19 protein-coding genes and 2 tRNA genes are annotated in these 19,994 nt (G+C 40.9%); 9 read left to right on the top strand and 12 right to left on the bottom strand.

Features of this window, described 5'->3' with window-relative positions:
- Positions 1-31 precede the first annotated feature (31 nt).
- Positions 32-976, top strand: coding sequence for a LysR substrate-binding domain-containing protein (locus PR766_RS03250; protein ID WP_036960924.1), 945 nt, complete (start codon positions 32-34; stop codon positions 974-976).
- Positions 977-1,034: 58 nt separating this feature from the next.
- Here the strand turns inward: PR766_RS03250 and rimI are convergent, their stop codons facing one another.
- Together rimI and PR766_RS03260 are read right to left on the bottom strand one after the other, a co-directional pair.
- The gene (gene rimI, locus PR766_RS03255) at positions 1,035-1,505 is read right to left on the bottom strand and encodes a ribosomal protein S18-alanine N-acetyltransferase (protein ID WP_006657093.1); all 471 of its coding nucleotides are present in this window, start codon (positions 1,503-1,505) and stop codon (positions 1,035-1,037) included.
- Positions 1,474-1,884 (bottom strand): DNA polymerase III subunit psi, encoded by a 411-nt coding sequence (locus PR766_RS03260; RefSeq protein WP_006657092.1) that lies wholly within the window; start codon positions 1,882-1,884, stop codon positions 1,474-1,476. Before PR766_RS03260 ends, rimI begins: the two co-directional genes overlap by 32 nt.
- A 134-nt stretch (positions 1,885-2,018) precedes the next feature.
- On the opposite strand from PR766_RS03260, the gene rsmC reads away from it, so the two are divergent.
- From rsmC to PR766_RS03275, 3 genes are all read left to right on the top strand, one after another.
- Positions 2,019-3,032, top strand: coding sequence for a 16S rRNA (guanine(1207)-N(2))-methyltransferase RsmC (rsmC, locus tag PR766_RS03265; protein ID WP_006662842.1), 1,014 nt, complete (start codon positions 2,019-2,021; stop codon positions 3,030-3,032).
- Positions 3,033-3,208: 176 nt separating this feature from the next.
- A tRNA-Leu gene (locus PR766_RS03270) sits at positions 3,209-3,294 on the top strand.
- A 122-nt stretch (positions 3,295-3,416) separates the two neighbouring features.
- Positions 3,417-3,502 (top strand) — tRNA-Leu (locus PR766_RS03275).
- Positions 3,503-3,608: 106 nt separating this feature from the next.
- On the opposite strand, the gene PR766_RS03280 is transcribed toward PR766_RS03275, so the two are convergent.
- The 5 genes from PR766_RS03280 to PR766_RS03300 all read right to left on the bottom strand — a co-directional run bounded on the left by PR766_RS03280 (position 3,609) and on the right by PR766_RS03300 (position 8,398).
- On the bottom strand, positions 3,609-3,863 hold the full coding sequence (locus PR766_RS03280; RefSeq protein WP_154636314.1) for a DUF1435 family protein: 255 nt from the start codon (positions 3,861-3,863) through the stop codon (positions 3,609-3,611).
- A gap of 152 nt (positions 3,864-4,015) precedes the next feature.
- On the bottom strand, positions 4,016-4,546 hold the full coding sequence (locus tag PR766_RS03285; protein ID WP_036960931.1) for a GNAT family N-acetyltransferase: 531 nt from the start codon (positions 4,544-4,546) through the stop codon (positions 4,016-4,018).
- Positions 4,547-4,734: 188 nt separating this feature from the next.
- On the bottom strand, positions 4,735-6,174 hold the full coding sequence (phoA, locus tag PR766_RS03290; protein ID WP_154630301.1) for an alkaline phosphatase: 1,440 nt from the start codon (positions 6,172-6,174) through the stop codon (positions 4,735-4,737).
- A gap of 150 nt (positions 6,175-6,324) precedes the next feature.
- Positions 6,325-6,930 (bottom strand): DUF3156 family protein, encoded by a 606-nt coding sequence (locus PR766_RS03295; RefSeq protein ID WP_230082061.1) that lies wholly within the window; start codon positions 6,928-6,930, stop codon positions 6,325-6,327.
- Positions 6,905-8,398 (bottom strand): APC family permease, encoded by a 1,494-nt coding sequence (locus PR766_RS03300; protein WP_036974943.1) that lies wholly within the window; start codon positions 8,396-8,398, stop codon positions 6,905-6,907. Before PR766_RS03300 ends, PR766_RS03295 begins: the two co-directional genes overlap by 26 nt.
- Positions 8,399-8,796: 398 nt before the next feature.
- Between PR766_RS03300 and PR766_RS03305 the strand changes: the two genes are divergently transcribed.
- On the top strand, positions 8,797-9,465 hold the full coding sequence (locus PR766_RS03305) for a helix-turn-helix domain-containing protein (RefSeq protein WP_006662847.1): 669 nt from the start codon (positions 8,797-8,799) through the stop codon (positions 9,463-9,465).
- A 58-nt stretch (positions 9,466-9,523) separates the two neighbouring features.
- Here the strand turns inward: PR766_RS03305 and PR766_RS03310 are convergent, their stop codons facing one another.
- The 5 genes from PR766_RS03310 to PR766_RS03330 all read right to left on the bottom strand — a co-directional run bounded on the left by PR766_RS03310 (position 9,524) and on the right by PR766_RS03330 (position 15,091).
- A complete protein-coding gene (locus tag PR766_RS03310; RefSeq protein WP_036960937.1) occupies positions 9,524-11,017 on the bottom strand; it encodes an aldehyde dehydrogenase family protein in 1,494 nt (497 codons plus the stop codon).
- Between the two features lie 29 nt (positions 11,018-11,046).
- Positions 11,047-11,415: a cupin domain-containing protein gene (locus tag PR766_RS03315; protein ID WP_006657083.1), complete on the bottom strand. Its 369-nt coding sequence runs from the start codon at positions 11,413-11,415 to the stop codon at positions 11,047-11,049.
- A 56-nt stretch (positions 11,416-11,471) separates the two neighbouring features.
- Complete coding sequence (locus PR766_RS03320) at positions 11,472-12,773, bottom strand: NAD(P)/FAD-dependent oxidoreductase (RefSeq protein WP_006657082.1); 1,302 nt, start codon at positions 12,771-12,773, stop codon at positions 11,472-11,474.
- 348 nt (positions 12,774-13,121) lie between these two features.
- Positions 13,122-13,868: a helix-turn-helix transcriptional regulator gene (locus PR766_RS03325; RefSeq protein WP_006657081.1), complete on the bottom strand. Its 747-nt coding sequence runs from the start codon at positions 13,866-13,868 to the stop codon at positions 13,122-13,124.
- 236 nt (positions 13,869-14,104) lie between these two features.
- On the bottom strand, positions 14,105-15,091 hold the full coding sequence (locus tag PR766_RS03330) for a glycosyltransferase (RefSeq protein WP_154636313.1): 987 nt from the start codon (positions 15,089-15,091) through the stop codon (positions 14,105-14,107).
- Positions 15,092-15,301: 210 nt separating this feature from the next.
- On the opposite strand from PR766_RS03330, the gene PR766_RS03335 reads away from it, so the two are divergent.
- The 4 genes from PR766_RS03335 (at position 15,302) to idi (ending at position 19,451) form a co-directional block, all read left to right on the top strand.
- Positions 15,302-16,222, top strand: a complete 921-nt coding sequence (locus PR766_RS03335) for a DUF808 domain-containing protein (RefSeq protein WP_006662850.1) — start codon at positions 15,302-15,304, stop codon at positions 16,220-16,222.
- 74 nt (positions 16,223-16,296) lie between these two features.
- Positions 16,297-18,075 carry a nitrate/nitrite two-component system sensor histidine kinase NarX gene (gene narX, locus PR766_RS03340; protein ID WP_006662851.1) on the top strand — a complete coding sequence of 593 codons (1,779 nt, stop codon included), beginning with the start codon at positions 16,297-16,299 and terminating at the stop codon, positions 18,073-18,075.
- A 38-nt stretch (positions 18,076-18,113) separates the two neighbouring features.
- Positions 18,114-18,752 carry a two-component system response regulator NarL gene (narL, locus tag PR766_RS03345; protein ID WP_006662852.1) on the top strand — a complete coding sequence of 213 codons (639 nt, stop codon included), beginning with the start codon at positions 18,114-18,116 and terminating at the stop codon, positions 18,750-18,752.
- A 177-nt stretch (positions 18,753-18,929) separates the two neighbouring features.
- Positions 18,930-19,451 carry an isopentenyl-diphosphate Delta-isomerase gene (gene idi, locus PR766_RS03350; protein WP_154636312.1) on the top strand — a complete coding sequence of 174 codons (522 nt, stop codon included), beginning with the start codon at positions 18,930-18,932 and terminating at the stop codon, positions 19,449-19,451.
- Positions 19,452-19,994: the final 543 nt, after the last annotated feature.

Here is a 19,994-nt window from a genome sequence, read left to right on the forward strand (position 1 = left end):
GCATGAACTGTAATCCCTAGGTTTACAAACTATGAACAAGCTACCGTTGCTTGAAGATATCCGTGTATTTGTCACCGTCGCCCGATTGATGAGCTTCTCCCAAGCGGCTGAGCTACTATTGGTATCTCCAGCCTATATATCGAAACGCATTAAATTACTGGAAGAAAACTTAGGGCAAACACTGTTTTTCCGTAATGCTCGCGCCATTCAATTGACGCCAGAAGGGAAAATTGTTCTGCGTAGCAGTGAGTTGTTACTGGAAGAATTAGAGCGAATGCAGGGAGAATTACAAGCTTGTCGCGATGAGATCCGCGGAGAACTGCGCATCAGTTGCAGTACAGGCTTTGGTAGCACCTACCTGAATCCCTTTATTCTGGCATTACGTGCCGATTACCCGATTTTAGGTATTGATCTGACGCTAACGGATCGCTCAATCGATATCATCAGTGAGAATATCGATCTTGATATCTGCATTGGCGGTACCATTTCAGATCAATTCATTGCACGTCGGTTAGCCCGCAATAACCGAGTACTTTGTGCCTCTCCCGCCTATATCCAAAAATATGGGCAACCATCTTTACCTCAAGAACTTGAACAAAAACACTCGTGTATTGCCATCAAAGAGCGCAATCAAGCTCCCGCAATCTGGAAATTAGAGCACCAACAAGAAAGCATGACCATCACACCGAATAGTAAATTAATGGTCAATAACGGAGAAGTCGCCAAACAATGGTGCCTCAGTGGTGAAGGGATTTTATTACGTTCACTTTGGAGTGTTCTCCCTGAACTTCAGTCAGGAAAATTAGTGCGCGTTCTACCACAATGGCATCAAGGCGCTGACGTTTTTGCTGTCTATTCACGTAGTTTACGTAATAGTGCTAGTCTTAGGGTTTTCATTGAAAATCTTGAAAAGTACCTCACTACCCATTTACCGAATATTTTTTACGATGAATATCATTATGTTGGAAGCGATTAAATACAAAAAACCACGATAACACGCAAGTCTTACCATGGTTTTTCTTTAGAAAAATGTATTACGCTTTTTGACTAAACATATCCTCACTGAACAAGGTTAATGCTAGTACTAACGCATCTTCCCGCCCATTTTTCGTCGGATAATAATCTTTACGCACTGTCGCTTGCTGAAAGCCCAGTTTGTCATACAGATGAATCGCAGACGCGTTCGATTCTCTCACTTCCAACCACAGCGTCGAAATCCCTCGACTAACAAGGTCGTTAATTAATCTTTCTAATAACAAACGACCGTAGCCATGGCCTTGAAAATCAGGATGGATGGCAATATTGAACAGCGTAGCTTCATCTAATACATATTGTGTTATTGCATACCCAACAATTTGATTATTAACTGATATTTTTAGATTATGGTACTTTTCACCTTGATTCCCATAAAAAACTCGCTCAGTCCATGGAAAATCATGACTTAACTTTTCAATTAAGAAGGCGGTAGCGAGATCAGATTGTTTGAGTGTTGAAATTTTCATCATATTGATAAATTTGTTTCCATAGTGCCTGTTTAGCATTACTGCTTGCTATCAGCTCAGACAAAACAGGAGAAATAAATGTAACTTTTGAACCTTCGGGATGAATACCATCCCCTATCACCCAACAAGGTATAGTTATTGGTGTTGGAATGAGTTTTAGCTGCTGAGAATTAATACAGACAATATCAACATCGTTGATCTTCATTGCGAGAAAAATATCTTTTAACAGCTGACTGTTTAAATCAAGGTTCTCATCAGTAATAATAATAAGCTTAGTCGACTCAGGAATGCGAACACCACGTTCACCACGTAACACAGTCGGATTTCTCACCATCCATTGAGTGATCCCCATTTGTTCTAAAAGTCTGTCACGTCGTGTCATTGCTTTATCCAGTCGTTAGTTAACAACCACATCTTATCAAAGGGGATTAATAGCGCCAACAGAGCAATGCTATTTATCTTTTTTCTGGTAAGGTAGTCCGCGTGGTTATATTCATTTTAGGAGATAGACAGAATATGTCATTACTGACACCCGCCAGCGAAGTTATTCAACGCCATTTAGAGCACTTTATCGATCGTCATGTTCTTTTGGCAGGCGATATTCAGGATGAACTGGGCACAATTTTAGAAGCCGCCAGCGTGCGCGTTCTCACTAACCAGTACCATCGCTGGAAAAACTTACAGCCGGCATTGGGTGAAAATGTTCTGTTTGCTTCAACAGCAACCGCGGAATTCGTTAAACCTTGCGACACCTTAATTTACTTTTGGTCCAAGAACAAACAAGAAGCCGCTTTCCAACTCGATGATTTATGCACACATTTAGCTGTAGGTAGCCAAATTTTTATCGTCGGTGAAAATCGTAGCGGCGTCAAAAGTGCCGAAGCGATTATGGAAGGGATTGCGACACTGCAAAAAATTGACTCCGCACGTCGCTGTGGTCTCTATTATGGCGAATTAGAACAGCCAACTGAATTTGATATCAAGCGTTGGTGGCGCAATTACCAAGTTGATAACGTGAAAATTCATGCGCTTCCAGGTGTATTCAGCCATAACGAGTTAGATATCGGCAGTGATTTGCTGCTTTCCACATTGACCGAGCCAATGAGCGGTAATGTGCTTGATCTGGCTTGTGGTAACGGCGTACTTGCTGCGGTGGTTGGTACTCAAAACCCAGCGGTCACCTTAACCTTAAGTGATGTCAGTGCATCAGCCATTAATTCTGCAACGGCAACTCTAGCGGCTAACAACCTTACCGGAAAAATAATCCCAAGTGATGTCTATTCCGACCTTGATGATAAATTTGATTGGATCATTTCTAATCCACCGTTCCATGATGGGATCAACACCAGCTATAACGCGGTAGAGACATTGATTTTCCAAGCACCTAAGTACCTGAAAAAAGGTGGTCGTTTACGCATCGTCGCCAATGCATTTTTACCTTACCCTGATCTACTCGATAAAGCATTCGGTGGTCATGTTGTACTGGCTAAGACAGGGAAATTTAAAGTTTACGAAGCAATTAAGCGCTAAAGCGACCAGCACGTTATCCGTGTGAATTTTCTTTTCTAACGGTCAACATATCAAGTTGACCGTTTTTTCATCAAACAATATACCGCTGATAAAAATTTATTGACGTCTGTCGAAATTAGCCTAAAATCCGCACCGTACTATTGATGCATGAGCAATTATGCAAAAGAGTTAGTATTGCGAGGGTGGCGGAATTGGTAGACGCGCTAGCTTCAGGTGTTAGTGTCCTATGGACGTGGGGGTTCAAGTCCCCCCTTTCGCACCACTTACTCTTTATAATTTCAATTATTTATGCGTTGACTGCTCTTCGCTATCCGTATCAGATAGTTATCTATGTGTCGAGCATGATATAGGCAAGTATCAATAGAAAGAATTTTGACAGTATTTGCGAGGGTGGCGGAATTGGTAGACGCGCTAGCTTCAGGTGTTAGTGTCCTATGGACGTGGGGGTTCAAGTCCCCCCTTTCGCACCACTGTTAATGATTCGTAACCTTAATCTTCAAGAATTCAACCTTCAGATATTCAATCCTCGATGGACATTCACGCAATATTCCTAACCTAGATATCGCTTAGATAATCTTAGCTTCGCATAAGAAAAATCAGCAAGAAACAGCCTAAAGACATTACTGCTGGAATAATGAGTAAACGCCGTGAACCCCGATTAAACAGCATGCCTGCCGTCGCAATCATCAAGGTGATCATTGCCACTTTCAGTGGATCAAACCCCATATTGCTCAGCAAATACATAATACTCAGTAACACCACCGCGAAGGCGCCCCACAAACCAGCGCCAATACGCCGCAACCCTGTTGCTTTTGATACGCTAGTTCCCATAACGCCTCCCATTTATAGCTAACGAGTCTTTAGCTAACTCATAGTTAGTCTATAATTTCGTTAAAGATGATAATGATTATCAATCATATCTACGTTTCTATAAAAATCAATCAAATTTTTGTGAGGAAAATATTTCCCCTACGGTAAAAACATCACTCAAAAATACAAACAAAGTGAATATCTTCAGGCTCTAGCGCAAACAGTTCAGGATCTGGCTTTTCGAGCAGTTCACAGCCCATATATTGATAAAAATGCACTGTATTTTCTGACGGAGTCGCCGAAACATATAGTCCAGCAGCGCCTTTTTCTAATGCTCGTTGTTGGCAAAGTTTAAAAAGCTTTCCACCCAGTCCTTCACCACGATAGCGATGGCTAACATGGAGGAAAGAGAGTTGTAGCAAATCTAGTGTTTCCCCGCGCCATACGTTATCTAAACTGGCTGCGGCGATCAGGCTATCCTCATCAAACACCCCAAAGAAAACAGCCCCGTTATCATAGCTAGCAAGTAAATGCGGTGTATAAGCATCCGTTTCACCTTCAGGCCAACCTTTCATATCAAATCGCTGGGCAGATAACACTAATTTACCCCGCTGGTGAAGATAAAGATGTTCAATCAATTCAGTTCGATCAATCGACCACAGATTTGGGATTTCATCCCGCGTGAGTTCACGTACTTTTCTCATTATTATTGTTCTCTTAGTTCTTATATAAATTCGAGATAAATCGAATAGATAGAGAGCATACAAGCTGTGTAATAAAAAAGAAATGCAGATATGAAGGAGAAATTGAGTCGAGGTTTATGGGGCTTTATAAACAAAAAAAATTCTCTGTAGCATCCTGCCGCAGAGAATTTTTAACTACAAGGGTTGGTTTATTGCTTCAATCCCATTGCATCACGCATGGTAAAGAACAAATCGGTTTGGTCAGTCAGACCCATCACGTTCGCAGCATGTGGACCATAAGCTGCAACACGTAGTTGAGCACCTGTATGCTCCTGTGAATCGTCTTCTTCAGAGTTACCGTAGTTCACGGTCATCACGGTACCGTCTTTTGTGATCAGCGCTTGAGTTAAACCGGATGATTTCGTGCCATCAGGAATAATCTGGCTTGAATGTGCGTGGTCAGCCGTCACGATAATAAGCGTATCGCCATGTTTCTTAGCAAAATCTAAACCCACTTGAACAGCTTGGTCTAAAGCAACTGTTTCGCCAATTTGACCACATGGATTTGCTTTATGATCCTGCTTATCAATAGAAGCACTTTCAACTTGCAGGAAGAAACCATTCGGGTTTGTTTCCAGTAAATTAATTGCTTTTTCTGTCATTTGAGCCAATGTCGGCGCATTCGGATCTAACTTAGCGTTTGGTTTACACTCCAGTGCGGCATTATTTAAGTTACCGTGATATGTCGCTTTTGGACCTTCCCACGCAACCGTCATATTGCCATCATGGAACAGACCTAATACAGGTTTATCTTGGTTCGCTTCTTTGATTGCATCGAGTGATTTAGCATCACGGACGATAGTGAATCCACGCTCTGCCGCTTGTTGCTCCAAGGTTTTCCCTTTGTAATCACCCGCTTTAGCTTCCTGCTTAAAGCTTTTCGCACCACCACCTAATGTGACATCGGCGCGGGTAATCATTAACTGTTCAGAGATAGAACCACGACCGCCATTTTCTAATGCATTCGTTGCACATTTTTCGCTGGTTTCTTCTGGGCCGTAACATTTACGCCCCGTTACGTGGGCAAACTGAGCCGCTGGTGTCGCATCTTGAATTTCAGACGTTGTCACGTTCCCTGTTGCTTTGCCATTACGTTTAGCGATTTCAATTAATGTGTCATGGTCATTACCAAACACATCAATCCCTAAAGCACCGTTATAGGTTTTCACACCGGAAGACCATGCCGTTGCAGAGGCAGCAGAATCAGTGACATAGTCTGGCTTTTGTGTTTTCTTATCTAATGCATAGTGGGTGTATTGCCCTGTAATTGGCAACGCATCAATGCCTTTAAAAAAACCACCCGCCCCTTCCGCATAGTTACGCGCAACGGTAATTTCAGAATCACCCATACCATCGCCGATAAATAAAATGACGTTCTTTGCTTGACCATTATGCAGTGCAGCTTTCATGATATCCGTCTGTTCAGCTGATAAACGACGAGCTCCACCAAATTTCGTGATATCCCCTTTTGCAGCGCGGCTTTCTGAAACTGCCTCATTTTTATCTGCTGCATGGGCAGGAATTGCAGTCCCTAAAATTAACGTACTTACGGCGACGGCTAACATAGATTTCATAAAATGACCTGTCATAAGTTTTATCCTTGCCAATCAATAAGAAGAGTAAATAAGTATGCTTCGAATAGTTGACCAGCATGCTAGAGCAGCTAGATGACAGTTGAATGACGGTTTTATGTCGATATCAAGATGTTTGTCATAAATGCGAAACGCCCAATTTGGGCGTTATCGATGTGAAACGTGTTGAGTGATGAGTTGGGAAATCAGCTGTAATGAGCTTAATAAGCGATGGCGCTGCTGGTTAGTCAAACGTAAATAACGCCGAGCTGCTGGGATCCGACTAACCATTTCCGATGCAGTATAAGGCTCAATTTCACACCGCCAAACCCCATTTTTGACAGCAATATGACAATGAGTGAAGTCTAGCTCTTCGAAAGTTTGGCGGATCACTGGGTACTGCTCCAAACTTTCAATAAAGGGCTGCCCATCGGCTTGCTGGCTGGTAAAACGCACCTGTTTTTTTCGTGCAGACCCTGCGGTTTTCACATCAATCTGTGCCACCAGCGCACTATCACATTTACCTGAAACTGCAAAACGGCTATGCACAATAAACGCCATAAACAAGGTTTTTACACGCTCAGTCACTTCCACTTTAATGCCTTGAGGCAATTGGATGAGGAGCACTCCAGGTGCCCCCCATTCACAAACATAAGGGGCGATATCTTTCTCTATCCTATTTAACGTTAACCCCGCTTGATACCCTGTCGGGAGGCGTTTTTGGGTTAACTTTTTCCACCACGATAATTTAGGCAAGGTTACGTAAAGGCTCAATTTCCACCTCCTCTGAATTGTCATCTTCAAATGAGTTAGACAATACCTGTTCAACCGGAACGGGTTTAAATGGATTTACTTTCTGCACTAACACGGTCCAACCTAATGCATAACTCGCTGTTAATCCCAACATAATGGCAAATGGAATATACACATCTGCTTTATTCATACCCGGAGGCGTGATGTAAACAATCGCTAGGATTATCCCCACACTTGAAATAATTTGAGGGATTGGAAAGAATGGCGAGCGATAAGCACGGTGTAAATCAGGGCGACGAATACGCAATAGCACCACAGAAATCGTCACTAATAAGTACGCAGTTCCCCACGAACACACAGCCGCCAGCACCAACGGGATAATTCTGTCTAAATCCCCTTGAATAGCAAATGCGTGTAAGCAAGGGATCATCACCGCCACTAAAATACCGAACACTGGCGTTTTAAAGCGAGGGTGTAAATAAGCGAATGCCTTTGGTAATGCACCATCTAACGCCATGCCATACAGAATACGAGGAACGGCCGCCATTAATGTATTGATAGTCGCACCACCCGCCAGCAATAACGCAATACCAATCCAATATTTACCGAAGTCACCCATGATTTGCCCAGCAAACGCAGGAATGGCCATCGGCGTTTCTAATAGACTCACACCATTTTGTGGATCGACAATCACGTTTTCGACTTGATTCGTCAGTGCCGCGCCAAAGAGGAACATACAAAATGCAACACCGCATAAACCAATCGTCATTGCACGAGGAATAACCTTGGCAGAATTTTTAATTTCTGGCGCCATTGGTGTCACTAGCTCGCAACCAACAAACATAAACATCGCCATACCAATGAAACTGAGCACAACGGTAGGGTCAGAAATATTCAGACCTTGACCAAACCAGCCCTCCGCGGATACATGGAATGGCATCATCAAGCCGCAAATACTGAAAATCACCAATGTACTCCACATCGCGAAAGTCAGTACCACTTCAACCTTACCAAAAGCTTCGATACCAAATGCATTCAGTAAGCCGAATGCAACGACTAGCCCTACTCCTACCATCCAAGACGAGTTATTGGTTTCTAACACGGTGTTGAGGCTTTCAAAGTTCACCAATGCCATGATGCCAGACAGAATCGTTTCCGCGGTCCCCGCAAAAACGTGGACAATCAGATAAGCTGACAGCGCACCGGTAATCGCCCAAAAGCGCCCCATGCCACAAGAGATATAATCGTAGACTGAACCCGAAGTGGGTAAAATTGCCGCGGCTTCAGAGAATGTGGTTAATTGAGCCTGCATCATGATAAAGCTCAATAAAACCGCTAAGGCAAAGGTATCGCCCCCGATTCCAAATCCACTGGTTACCGTGAGGATCACTGGGCTTGCCATAATCACGCCGACCGAACTGGCGAGCGTAGTTGGAAAGCCAACCTTACCTTTCTCAATATGTGATGTTAATTTTGAGGATAAATTCATTTTTGCTTCCCTCTCTCTGCTCACAGTCAAGATTGTGAATTTTTTGTAAAAATAAAGTGACTGCTTACTCACTATAGAAATAAACATAAACATGTCGCCATCGTCCTTTAGAACGATACCCAGAGAGAGGGGAACAACAATCAACTGAAACGAAAAGTACCGTTTTACAATATAAATAATATAATAATCATTTAAATATCAATGATTAGACAAAAAGCACCTCATTAATATATTAATAAATAAGTCGCAAAAGATACCCAAGGGCAGAAAATCCCCTTTGAGCAGTTAAAAACAAGTTTTGAATAGTGTAATCAAGCTCACGTTATTAACATGTTTGTTTTATGTTAATCCAATTAAATTGCATGATAGTCAGTAGAGAATTTGAATGAGGAGCGATGATGGAACAACCGTTATTTAGTGAGAGTCAACAGAGCTTAATCGACTGCTGTCTCAATACTATTGCCCATATCATCCCAATTTCTGCGGCAGTATATTATTTAGTCAATGAACAGTGGCAACCAGAAAGTCATGTGTTATACGGCATTTCTACGCGTATGCATGAACAGTACCTCTCTGCATTTTCCCAACATGACCCCTTGCACCCCGACCATTTTCGCGGTGAAGATCTGCGCTTAGTCAAAATGCCCGTAGAGATGCGCCAGCAAGATAAAACTTTCTTCCATGATTTTATGCAGCCGAACCACATTGCAGACATGGCAGAAATCTTTATTCGTCGAAAAAATAAAATTGTGGCGGGTATTTCTGTATTGAGGGATACCCCATTTACGCCACAGGAAGTGGTCAGGCTCAATGCTATATTGCCCATCGCAGAATTAATGACGTTTGATGTGAAACCGGACTCTCTGGTCTCCTACACCCCAAAAGAGCAAGAAATTATTCACTTAGTACGTGAAGGAGCAAGTAATAAAAGAATTGCGCTACTATTGGGTGTTTCCCTTTCCACCGTGAAAACCCACCTTCGCAACATTTTTACCAAAGCCAATGTGAATAACCGGACTGAGTTAGTCTCATCCGGGTTTATCATCCGCCAAGATAAAATTCTATAAAAAATCCCGGTACAGAGACCGGGAAAACTGTTGCTTTACAGAAAAAAACACTAACGCTCTAATAACGCACCATGACGGACTTTAATTCTGTGTAATGCTCAATAAAGGCACTTCCAAATTCACGACCGATACCTGAAGATTTAATCCCACCAAAAGGTACAGCAGGATCGAGGAAAGTATGCATATTCACCCAAACAGTCCCCGCTTCAATTTGCGAAACCATACGCATTGCTTTACTGAGATCATTCGTCCACACACTTGCTGCTAAGCCAAACGGCGTGCTATTCATCATTTTAATCAGCTCTTCTTCATCATCATAAGCTAAGAAAGTACCGATAGGACCGAATGTCTCTTCCTTCATTAAGACATCATCAGGACTCTTTGCACGAATAATTGTTGGAGGGACAAAGTACCCTGCACCTGCAATTGGCTGCCCACCATAGATAATTTCACTGCCATCTTGGCGCGCCTTTTCAAACAGGCTTAAAATTTTATTGTAGTGAGCTTTATTGGCTAACGGTCCCATTTGGGTGTCTTCATCTAATGGAGAACCAATCTTCATAGCTGATAAACGGGCTTTTAGCTCTTCCAGTACAGCATCCATCAATGTCGATGGAACATAAAAACGTTCTGCCGCTGCACAGATTTGCCCTTGATTTAAATAACCCGCTTCGATAATGCCACTAACAATTTTATCAACGGATAAATCTGCTAAGAATGCGGCGCCATTTTTACCGCCGAGCTCTAATGTCACTCGTGTTAACTTACCTTCCATCGCTGAGCGTCCAACCGCTAACCCTGTTGGTACTGAACCGGTGAAAGTCACTTTTGAGCACAACTCATGGCTAATTAAAGCGGGCCCTACTTCGCGCCCACCGCCGTTCACTATATTAATAACCCCATCAGGGATCCCAGCCTCTTTCGCTAACTCCGCTACCCGTAACATCGTCAAAGGCGTAAATTCACTTGGCTTCAGCACAATCGTGCAGCCACATGTCAATGCCGCCGCTAATTTCCAAATGGAAATCATAATGGAAAAGTTCCATGGGATAATCCCCGCAACGACCCCGACAGGCTCACGCTGGGTAAATGCCGAATATTTTTCACCATTAAAAGACGGTAATGAGACATTCAGAGTTTCACCACTGATCTTCGTCGCCCATCCCGCAAAGTAACGTAAGAACTGTGCCGCTGAACCCACTTCCAGAAAACGCGATAACTGAATCGTTTTGCCGGAACTTAAGGTTTCTAATTGTGCTAATTCTTCTAAGTGTTTTTCGAGCAAATCCGCTAAACGATTCAAACAATTGCCTCGTTCCATCGGTGTAGTATTTGCCCATGAGCCTTTGAATGCGGCATAGGCCGCATTCATGGCAATATCAACTTCTTCGCGCGTCCCTTCTTTAACTTTGGCAATCACTTGCTCGGTAGCTGGATTCACGACATCGAAATAAGCCTCTCCCTTGCCAGAAACAGGCAATCCATTGATAAAATGACCATGCTGACGTTTCAAGAATTCTCTAACTTCTGGTAATAGGGTTAACTCACTCATCGTTTTCTCCACCTCGTGAATTGATTCAATTATGCATTTACGCAGGCTAAATAGTGTTTTACAAAACGTGGTGCACTGATTTCCCAAAGTACTTCGGTTCCTTTTGCAGCAAACCAAGAATCCCCTTTATGGTATTCCACTGTTACACCCGTTTTCACATCTGTTAATTTCACAGAACCTTCATGGACAGTTGCCATCTCATCAAATGGGTAAACCATTTTAAATTTCCCAGTTGTGCAAGCAAAAATTCCACAAGTCAGATTATCGGTTGGCTCACCGTGGATCATTGACACGCTAGCTTGTGGATCGCCTTCAACAACCACAGAACCTAAATTGCTCACGCTACCAATGTTCAGTAATTCAGGAAGTGCTTTATTTAACAGTAATGGGCTGATCATCTCTCTTACCTTCTCTTATATAATGAAATCAAAAATGGAAATTAAATTTAAGAAACCTAGCGGCGACCTTGCCAGTATCCAGATACCTGATGCCAACATTTAGCAAGAGAAACGATGGCGTTACGCATACTGTCCTTGCCCATAATGTCAGCATGAGGAATAGAGCTCATCAGGTCATAACGGCTTGAGCCTTCTACCATGCCTTCAGCCAGAACCTTACACACGATCTGGCTCGGTGTAACACCAAAGCCTGAATAACCTTGTACATAGAACACGTTTTTATGCCCTGGAATAGTCCCAATCTGTGGAAAGAGATTAGCACTACATGCCATTGGTCCACCCCATGCCAGTTCAATTTTCACATCTTTCAAGTATGGGAAAACGTTCAACATCAGCTTACGGTTCCACGCTTTCAAGTCGGATGGAATGTATTCTAAAAAGTACGTTGAGCTACCAAATAACAGGCGATTCTCGTTAGTCACACGGTAGTAATCGATAACCGGGCGAATATCACTGTATGCCCCACGAATTGGGCTAATACGTTCAATCAGCTCATCAGATAATTCTTCAGTCATTAACTGATACGCATAGGTATTAATGGTTTTTGGGTATAGCGTCGGCTCGAGACCATTCAAAAAACCATCACATGCCCACAGCATTTTTTTCGCTTTCACGGAGCCCATCGCGGTACGAACCGTTACCGTATCGCCGTACTCAACATTCAAAACTTGGCTGTTTTCAAAAATTTTTGCGCCATATTCGCTCACCGCTTTCGCTTCACCCAATAACAGGTTAAGTGAATGAACATGACCGCCTCCCATGTGTTTGATTCCACATGTGTAAGCATCAGAACCGATGATCTGCTTTAAATCAGATCCTGTATAAAATTCAATTTCTTCATCGGGTGCGACAGCTTTAAAATCAGCCAGCCAGCTGCGCAGCGTTTTCTCTTGGCGCTTATTGCTACCTAAATAGGCATAGCCATGACAAAAATCCGCATCGATATTGTATTTAGCAATACGGTCGCGCATGATCCCTGCCCCCATGTTGCTTAGCTTAAAAATCGTTTCTAAGCCTTCAGAGCCAACATGTTTTTTAATTGCATCAAGGTCATGACCAATTCCTGCCATGACTTGCCCACCATTGCGCCCTGTACCGCCATAACCAAGATGGCGTCCTTCCAAAATAGCAATGTTAGTTATGCCTTTTTCACACAGCTCTAATGCCGTGTTAATACCAGAGAACCCACCACCGATGATCACCACATCAACATCAATGTCTTCTTTCAATGTCGGAAAACGTAGGTCATATTTTTTGGTTGCTGAGTAATAAGTTAATGATTCTACTTGGTTATTCATAATTGATACCCTATCTAGTATCTGGGAATAACCTTGATTATCTTAACCTAACATTAACATTTACATAGCCCTTTAGGGACATTTGAAACATAAAACCAACATTTGTGACGCAGATACAATATTTACTTATAAACAAGATTAAATCAATTAAAAACTTTTCTATTTAAATTCAAAATGATATATATTTATTATTATATTAATAAAAAATATAATACTTTATGATAAAAATAGAATTTCACGTGTTTTTAAAGTGAATAATTATTTTTAATTCATTGAAAAATAATACATATTTTCATTATTCAGTCTAAATACTAAACAGGTAACGAAAATCATTTTAAGCCACGGAATTTACTGTTTTATTGGGGTCATTAACAAATTAAATAATTCAACCTGCGAGTTGATGTCTAATTTTTGATAGATATTTTTGCGGTGATTTTTGACAGTGCCTAAGCTGATAAACAGCGATTCAGCGATTTGAGGGGAGCCTTTACCTTCCAAAATTAACGCCACAACTTCACACTCTCTCGGCGTCAAACCAAAGCAAGTCTGTAAGTCCGTATTACGATAATGACTGGATACTGAATTGGGCACAACTTCCTTATGTAATCGAGCAATACTTCTAATAATATCAAAGGCTTCCTTTAATGAACCTTGTTTCTTCTCATCAGCAAGAAACGGTTGGTCTTCATTCCCAAAGAAAATGCCTAATTGCTTATCAGCGGATAATTCCAACAGTAAACCTGCCTCATCACACCAACCCGTCTTACGATAAAAATTAAGATAATAATCCGTATGATAAAAACCTTTAGGGGCAACATCTTTCAATGTTAATACCTTCGAACTGCCGCCTTTTTGTAGTTCTTGATAGAAAGGATCCATCAAATAAGCCCCACGCTGATAAATGCGATTAACGCTATCACTATTACGCTTTTCAACTTTCGATAGAAAACGTGGAGCACCATCTTTTTCAAAGGCATAGATAATTGCATTATCAAAAACCACAAACGAAGACAACCATGATAATAAGTTTGGATAAAATTGATTGGTGGCAACTGAGTCAATAAGGTCAGGTAATTTATGCAGATAATGATCCATTCAGCCCTCACTCATTAACTTATTAATAATTTATCACCCTGTATATTTGGCGAACTATGACCCTATAAAGACCATATTCTGAGAGGAAGCTCAATTTTTTTGTTATTAATATGTTAATTAAATCACAATATATACTATAGATATTAATAGTATTTTATCAATTATTTAATAAGTTGAAGGATCGAGGAAAGTACAAGAGAAATAAAAGAGAGCAGCCCCGAAAGGCTGCTAGAGAACTATTTATTGATAATGGCCTTCAATTTGCTGTAACGACGGATCAAACGCCATTTTAATTTCAGTGTTGTGGCATGCTTCCAAACAATATCCCAGTAACCTTTATCAAAAAACAGTTGAACCATCTGCTTCTGCGTTTCAGGTGATTTAATCGCTAATAGCGCTAAAACAACGCCTAAACCTTCTTTCCCCACCTGCCATAAACAAGCAGGTGCTTGCTTCACTTCCTCAGGATGACGTTTATAGATATCCATCAGCATATCCAAGATCTTCAGGTAGGTATTGATCTTACGTACGGAGCGCTCATCTCCGGTTAAAGAGTGAGAAACGGATTGGTTATGAATCAGATATTCATAATATTGTTCATTGATAAACTGCACTCGTTTAGCAACGAGCAGCATCTCGGTAGTCCAAGGAATATCTTGATGGTGCAATCTAGGTTCAAAGGTAAAATTGTGTTCTCGAATTAATGACAAGCGATACAGATTCAACCAAGTTACATGGAGAAATTTACGGGAACTCAAACCAATTTGTAACCATTGAGAGCCCGAGATCACACCAGTAGAAGGAACTTTATTTGGTGGAAAAATAGCCTTTGGCGCATCCCCATTGGTGTACACGTAAGTACCATTGCAGGTCGCAACGTCTAAGTCACCGGCAAGTGCAATCTCCAGTAGGCGACCATACATCCTCGCATCAATCTCATCATCAATATCTGGGAAAGTGATATATTGCCCTGTTGCTACTGCCATTCCTGTATTACGTGCGACTGAAACACCTTGATTTTCCTGAGCGAGCACCTTGATATTTTCAAACTTATCTTCGTATTGGCGAATCACTGACTCGCTATCATCTTTCGAACCATCATTCACAATGATCAATTCCCAATTCTCTAACTTTTGGGCAATTAAGCTGTCAAAAAAATGGGGTAAAAACTTTTCGCCGTTATAAACCGCGACAACAATACTTAATACTGGTTGAAAAGACATGGGTTAACCTTACACTCATTGGAAATGATGATAACAAAATATATTTTTGTGTTTCATGAGAAATTTCATAATTAAATCAATACTATTATGATAGAAATGACTTCACTTATCCTTATTATTACTCAAATTATCAAATAGCTGTGAACTAATTTTTACTTCCTTTACCTAAGGAACATTAATGATACCTCACAATAACAAAAGGATCCTCCTGTGGCTGGAAGTAGCTTACTTACCTTATTAGATGATATTGCCGCCGTTTTAGATGATGTGTCAGTAATGACAAAAATGGCAGCGAAAAAAACATCCGGTGTTTTAGGTGATGATCTCGCCTTAAATGCACAACAAGTCACCGGGGTTCGAGCTGACAGAGAGCTTCCAGTCGTCTGGGCGGTCGCAAAAGGCTCTTTTATCAATAAACTCATATTGGTTCCACTCGCATTATTGATCAGCGCTTTTATACCGTGGGCAGTGACTCCATTATTAATGCTTGGAGGCGCTTATCTCTGTTTTGAAGGTGCTGAAAAACTTGCTCATAAGTTTCTTCAAAAACATGAGACTTCACCGGCAGAAACCGTACACAAAGCTCAGCTTTTAGAACATGAAATAGCGGCATTTGAAAAACAAAAAATTAAAGGCGCAATCCGTACAGACTTTGTTTTATCCGCAGAAATTATCGCAATTACCCTAGGTATTGTCTCTTCAACAACAATCCTGAACCAACTTGTCGTGTTATCGATTATTGCCATTGTCATGACTATCGGGGTTTATGGGTTAGTTGCTGGTATTGTTAAACTCGATGACTTGGGATTCTTTCTACAGAAAAAAACTGCCTTTCTGCTCCGTAAACTCGGTAACGGATTAATCTATGTAACACCCTATTTAATGAAAACATTATCTGTTGTCGGTACTGCTGCTATGTTTATGGTTGGCGGCGGCATACTCACGCACGGGATTACCTATTTACACTCATGGATAGAAAACATAGCAGGAAAGATAGGCGGTATTCACATCATCGGGAATACACTTCAATTTTTAGCACCCTCTATCCTCAATTTAATCTTTGGTCTAGTAATCGGTTTACTTATTGTTTTTGTTATAAACTTTGTTGCTCGTTTTAAACAAACAAATTAACGCTAAAAACTGACTAATATCCTTAAATACATTATGGTAATAGTCAGTCTATTTTGTTTCAGGAAAAAGAGAAAATGCCGACACTTTATCGACGATTTTCGATTATCAACCAAGTTATCGGGTTAATGCTGCTTATCGCGGTTTTGGGGATCATCGGTATGACGATTTCCAATCGCATGATCATCAGTGCACAAGGCAATGCCCATGCTATTAATACATCCGGTTCCTTGCGTATGCAAAGTTATCGCTTACTCTCTTTAACACCTATCAATGAACATAACCAAAATTATCTTGATGCCTTAGAAAAAGACTTACTCAGCCCTGAACTAACTCAAGTCGTTAAAATTGAAAACCTTACTCCTGAATTTGATAAAATCCATGCGTTTTGGCTCAATACGTTAAGACCCGCCCTCACTCGCGCGTCATCACCGGATGATGCACGCTATGAAGTCATTACTTTCGTTAATATGCTCAATGAATTGGTCCACAATATTGATGATATTACTGAGAAGAAAATCGCTTATGTTGCCATGACCCAACTTATTTTTATTAGTTTAGTTTTCCTGCTACTCATGGGGACAATCTGGCATTTAAGACGAAAAATTTACTACCCATGGATGAAGCTTCTCTCCATGGTTAATGCGATTGGGCGTAAAGACTTCACACAGCGTTTTCCCATGAAAAACAATAGACAAGATGAACTTAATGCCCTTGGTGAAACCCTGAATCATATGTCTGATGAATTAGCCCAAAGCTACCATCAACTTGAAGAACGTGTCGCAGAAAAAACTGCCGATCTTCTCGCTAAGAATCGTGTTTTGTCATATCTCTATCAATCAAATCAAATATTACATTCATCGGAAACACTCTATTTGAGGTTACAAAAAGTCCTCACTGAGCTAAAGAATATTACGCAGTTAGAAAATTTACGCCTCAAATTATATGAAGATAGCAACGAGCAGTATTTTCATGAAATTTCGTATGCTTCTGCCAATTTAGACATCAACGACGAAAAACTGGCTTCAACTAAATCGCATTTATCCAAGGATAATCTGGCGGAAGACTCCCAAACATTGCAGTGGGATCTGTCAGATAATATGCATCGATATGGTGTGATTATCGGTGAAATTAAACAAAATCAACTTTTTTCTGACGAAAAAAATAAACTAGTTCTAATGCTCGCTAAACAAATTTCTGGCATGCTCACCATGGAACAACAGATAGAGCAACAGCAACAATTGTTGATCATGGATGAACGAGCGGCTATTGCTAGAGAGCTCCATGACTCAATTGCACAATCCCTCTCATGCTTAAAAATGCAAATAAGCTATCTCCAAATGCAACCAGAGCCGCTACCTGAAACTACACTGCATTTACTCAATGAAATGCGCACAGAAATTAATACCGCATACAGTCAGCTGCGTGAATTGCTGACAACATTCCGCTTGAAGCTTACTGAATCGGGCTTATTACCTTCATTAAAAAGCACCTTAGGAGAATTCAGCGGGCGAATAGGATTCAACATCCAGCTTAACTATGAGATCCCAGCAAAAAGTATCTCACCCCATCAATCTATCCACATCATACAAATAATTCGAGAGGCCCTAAGTAATATTTTAAAGCATGCGAATGCAACGTGGGCTAAAGTTTCATTAAGCCAAAATAGAGGTACTGTCACCATTACGATCGATGATAATGGCAGTGGTATCGACGATAACCCAAATAAACTTAACCATTATGGCTTAATTATTATGAGAGAAAGGGCACTCAGCCTAAATGGCGAGTGTTACATTACTCAACGAGCCGAAGGGGGAACAGAAGTGAAAGTCACATTCCCTTTATCTGACATTTAAAACACCGGATCAAATCATTCATGGAGACTAAAAATATAATGACTGAAAAATCAACAATCCTTCTTATTGATGATCACCCAATGCTCAGAAATGGCGTAAAACAGCTGATTAGCTTAGAGCCTTCACTGCAAGTTATTGGAGAAGCTGGAGATGGCAAAACAGGAATTCAAATTGCAGAAGAGCAAGATCCTGACCTGATCCTGCTAGATCTCAATATGCCAGGTATGAATGGTTTTGAGACACTCGATGAATTGAGAAAGCGCGAACTTTCAGGTCGAATTATTCTTTTTACAGTCTCCAATTACAGCGATGACCTAATCAGTGCCCTAAAAAGAGGCGCTGATGGCTATTTACTGAAAGATATGGAACCAGAAGAGCTTATCATTGCCCTCAAAGAAGCTGCGAGTGGAAAAATGGTCGTTAGCCCAACACTGACTTCCGTTCTTGCTGAATCATTAAGAGAAAACCAGTCTCAAAACGAAAGTGATGCCATTGCATTAACACCAAGAGAATCCGATATTTTAGAACTTATTGCACAGGGACTCTCAAATAAAATGATCGCCCGTAATTTAGATATCGCAGAAAGTACTGTAAAAGTACATGTAAAACATTTACTTAAAAAGTTAAATCTAAAATCTAGAGTTGAAGCCGCTGTTTGGGTTCTTCAACAAAAATAATATATTTTTCAATATATTCACTTCATTCATAGCTAAATGAGCCATTCACTTAGCTATGAATGTCCTCTCTACTATTTATGGCTAATCCGCTCAAATCTCGATAGCTCTAATCTACAAGTCCTTTCTTTCCAGTTATAATACACTTGCTTATGCCCCTTACTTAGATAGATGAACCAAATGATAGAAGAACTGCTTATTTTAGTTAATCAACAAGATACGCCAATTGGGACAATGCCAAAATTGCTGGCTCATCAGCGTGGCTGCTTACACCGTGCATTCTCTATCTTTATTTTTAACCATAAGAACGAATTACTCATTCAACAACGCGCTCTCCATAAATACCATTCTGCAGGGCAATGGGCGAATTCCTGCTGTAGTCATCCAAGACCACAAGAAGAGACCCACGATGCGGCGTTGCGTCGCTTAAATGATGAACTCAGTTTCTCAACCGAATTAAAACATGTTGGTGAGTTTATTTATAAAGCAGATGTCTATGGCGGGTTAATTGAACATGAGTATGACCATTTATTTGTAGGTTACTATGATGCACTAGTCATACCAAATCCTGATGAGGTCAGCGCTATTCGATGGGTTAGCCTAGACGTTCTAGACAAAGAAATCCGTATTCATCCTGAAAAATTTACACCATGGTTTAAAAAAATTTGGGAAAAATACCCACTATTAAATTTCTATTCTTGATACTCATTAGCATCAAATCATCATAGATAAATTTTGGCGTTGAATAGTAATTTATTTATATCACATTGATTTTAAAGATACTTATCTTTGGTAAGTAGAGAAAGTCTAGAATTTTTCATCAGCATAAAATACTGTCATCTGCCTTCATTTTCCAACCTCCTTAAAACTCTCCCTCAATATTCTATACTCGCACTTCCGGGCTACGTGAAATATGGGAGCTATATGAACACTTAGGTTGTGATCGGATACTTTTTGTTGTGTGAAAGGAAAGCGGTGCTAATAGGCAGTGTTTCATTGTGATGCTGACTGTCCCAAACATCATTTCGAGCGAATCAATCAAGCCAATCTAGGCTGTGCCATCCAAATAAATCGGTATTAACGAAGCTTAGCATTTTTCATCTCCCCGTTCAGCACAAGCACCATATTCTAAATTTCTCTGGAGTGTCACACTAAATAGGGCGTCGTGGTTATGATGCGATATCGGTGAATACGACCTTTCAAGGGGTGATGAGAAGCTGCTGAGAAATACGCAAATTTTCTTCC

This window comes from Providencia sp. PROV208 (genome assembly GCF_028479465.1).
Taxonomy (GTDB): Bacteria; Pseudomonadota; Gammaproteobacteria; order Enterobacterales; family Enterobacteriaceae; genus Providencia; species Providencia alcalifaciens.

What these genes read in the sequence shown, in the direction of transcription:
- PR766_RS03315 (WP_006657083.1), bottom strand. Translation starts at nt 11,415, where the DNA reads ATGATCAGCCCATTACTGTTAAATAAAGCACTTCCTGAATTACTGAAC.
- idi (WP_154636312.1), top strand. Translation starts at nt 18,930, where the DNA reads ATGATAGAAGAACTGCTTATTTTAGTTAATCAACAAGATACGCCAATT.
- PR766_RS03325 (WP_006657081.1), bottom strand. Translation starts at nt 13,868, where the DNA reads ATGGATCATTATCTGCATAAATTACCTGACCTTATTGACTCAGTTGCC.
- PR766_RS03285 (WP_036960931.1), bottom strand. Translation starts at nt 4,546, where the DNA reads ATGAGAAAAGTACGTGAACTCACGCGGGATGAAATCCCAAATCTGTGG.
- PR766_RS03280 (WP_154636314.1), bottom strand. Translation starts at nt 3,863, where the DNA reads ATGGGAACTAGCGTATCAAAAGCAACAGGGTTGCGGCGTATTGGCGCT.
- narL (WP_006662852.1), top strand. Translation starts at nt 18,114, where the DNA reads ATGACTGAAAAATCAACAATCCTTCTTATTGATGATCACCCAATGCTC.
- rimI (WP_006657093.1), bottom strand. Translation starts at nt 1,505, where the DNA reads ATGATGAAAATTTCAACACTCAAACAATCTGATCTCGCTACCGCCTTC.
- phoA (WP_154630301.1), bottom strand. Translation starts at nt 6,174, where the DNA reads ATGACAGGTCATTTTATGAAATCTATGTTAGCCGTCGCCGTAAGTACG.
- PR766_RS03305 (WP_006662847.1), top strand. Translation starts at nt 8,797, where the DNA reads ATGGAACAACCGTTATTTAGTGAGAGTCAACAGAGCTTAATCGACTGC.
- PR766_RS03300 (WP_036974943.1), bottom strand. Translation starts at nt 8,398, where the DNA reads ATGAATTTATCCTCAAAATTAACATCACATATTGAGAAAGGTAAGGTT.
- PR766_RS03260 (WP_006657092.1), bottom strand. Translation starts at nt 1,884, where the DNA reads ATGACACGACGTGACAGACTTTTAGAACAAATGGGGATCACTCAATGG.
- PR766_RS03310 (WP_036960937.1), bottom strand. Translation starts at nt 11,017, where the DNA reads ATGAGTGAGTTAACCCTATTACCAGAAGTTAGAGAATTCTTGAAACGT.
- PR766_RS03330 (WP_154636313.1), bottom strand. Translation starts at nt 15,091, where the DNA reads ATGTCTTTTCAACCAGTATTAAGTATTGTTGTCGCGGTTTATAACGGC.
- PR766_RS03250 (WP_036960924.1), top strand. Translation starts at nt 32, where the DNA reads ATGAACAAGCTACCGTTGCTTGAAGATATCCGTGTATTTGTCACCGTC.
- PR766_RS03320 (WP_006657082.1), bottom strand. Translation starts at nt 12,773, where the DNA reads ATGAATAACCAAGTAGAATCATTAACTTATTACTCAGCAACCAAAAAA.
- rsmC (WP_006662842.1), top strand. Translation starts at nt 2,019, where the DNA reads ATGTCATTACTGACACCCGCCAGCGAAGTTATTCAACGCCATTTAGAG.
- narX (WP_006662851.1), top strand. Translation starts at nt 16,297, where the DNA reads ATGCCGACACTTTATCGACGATTTTCGATTATCAACCAAGTTATCGGG.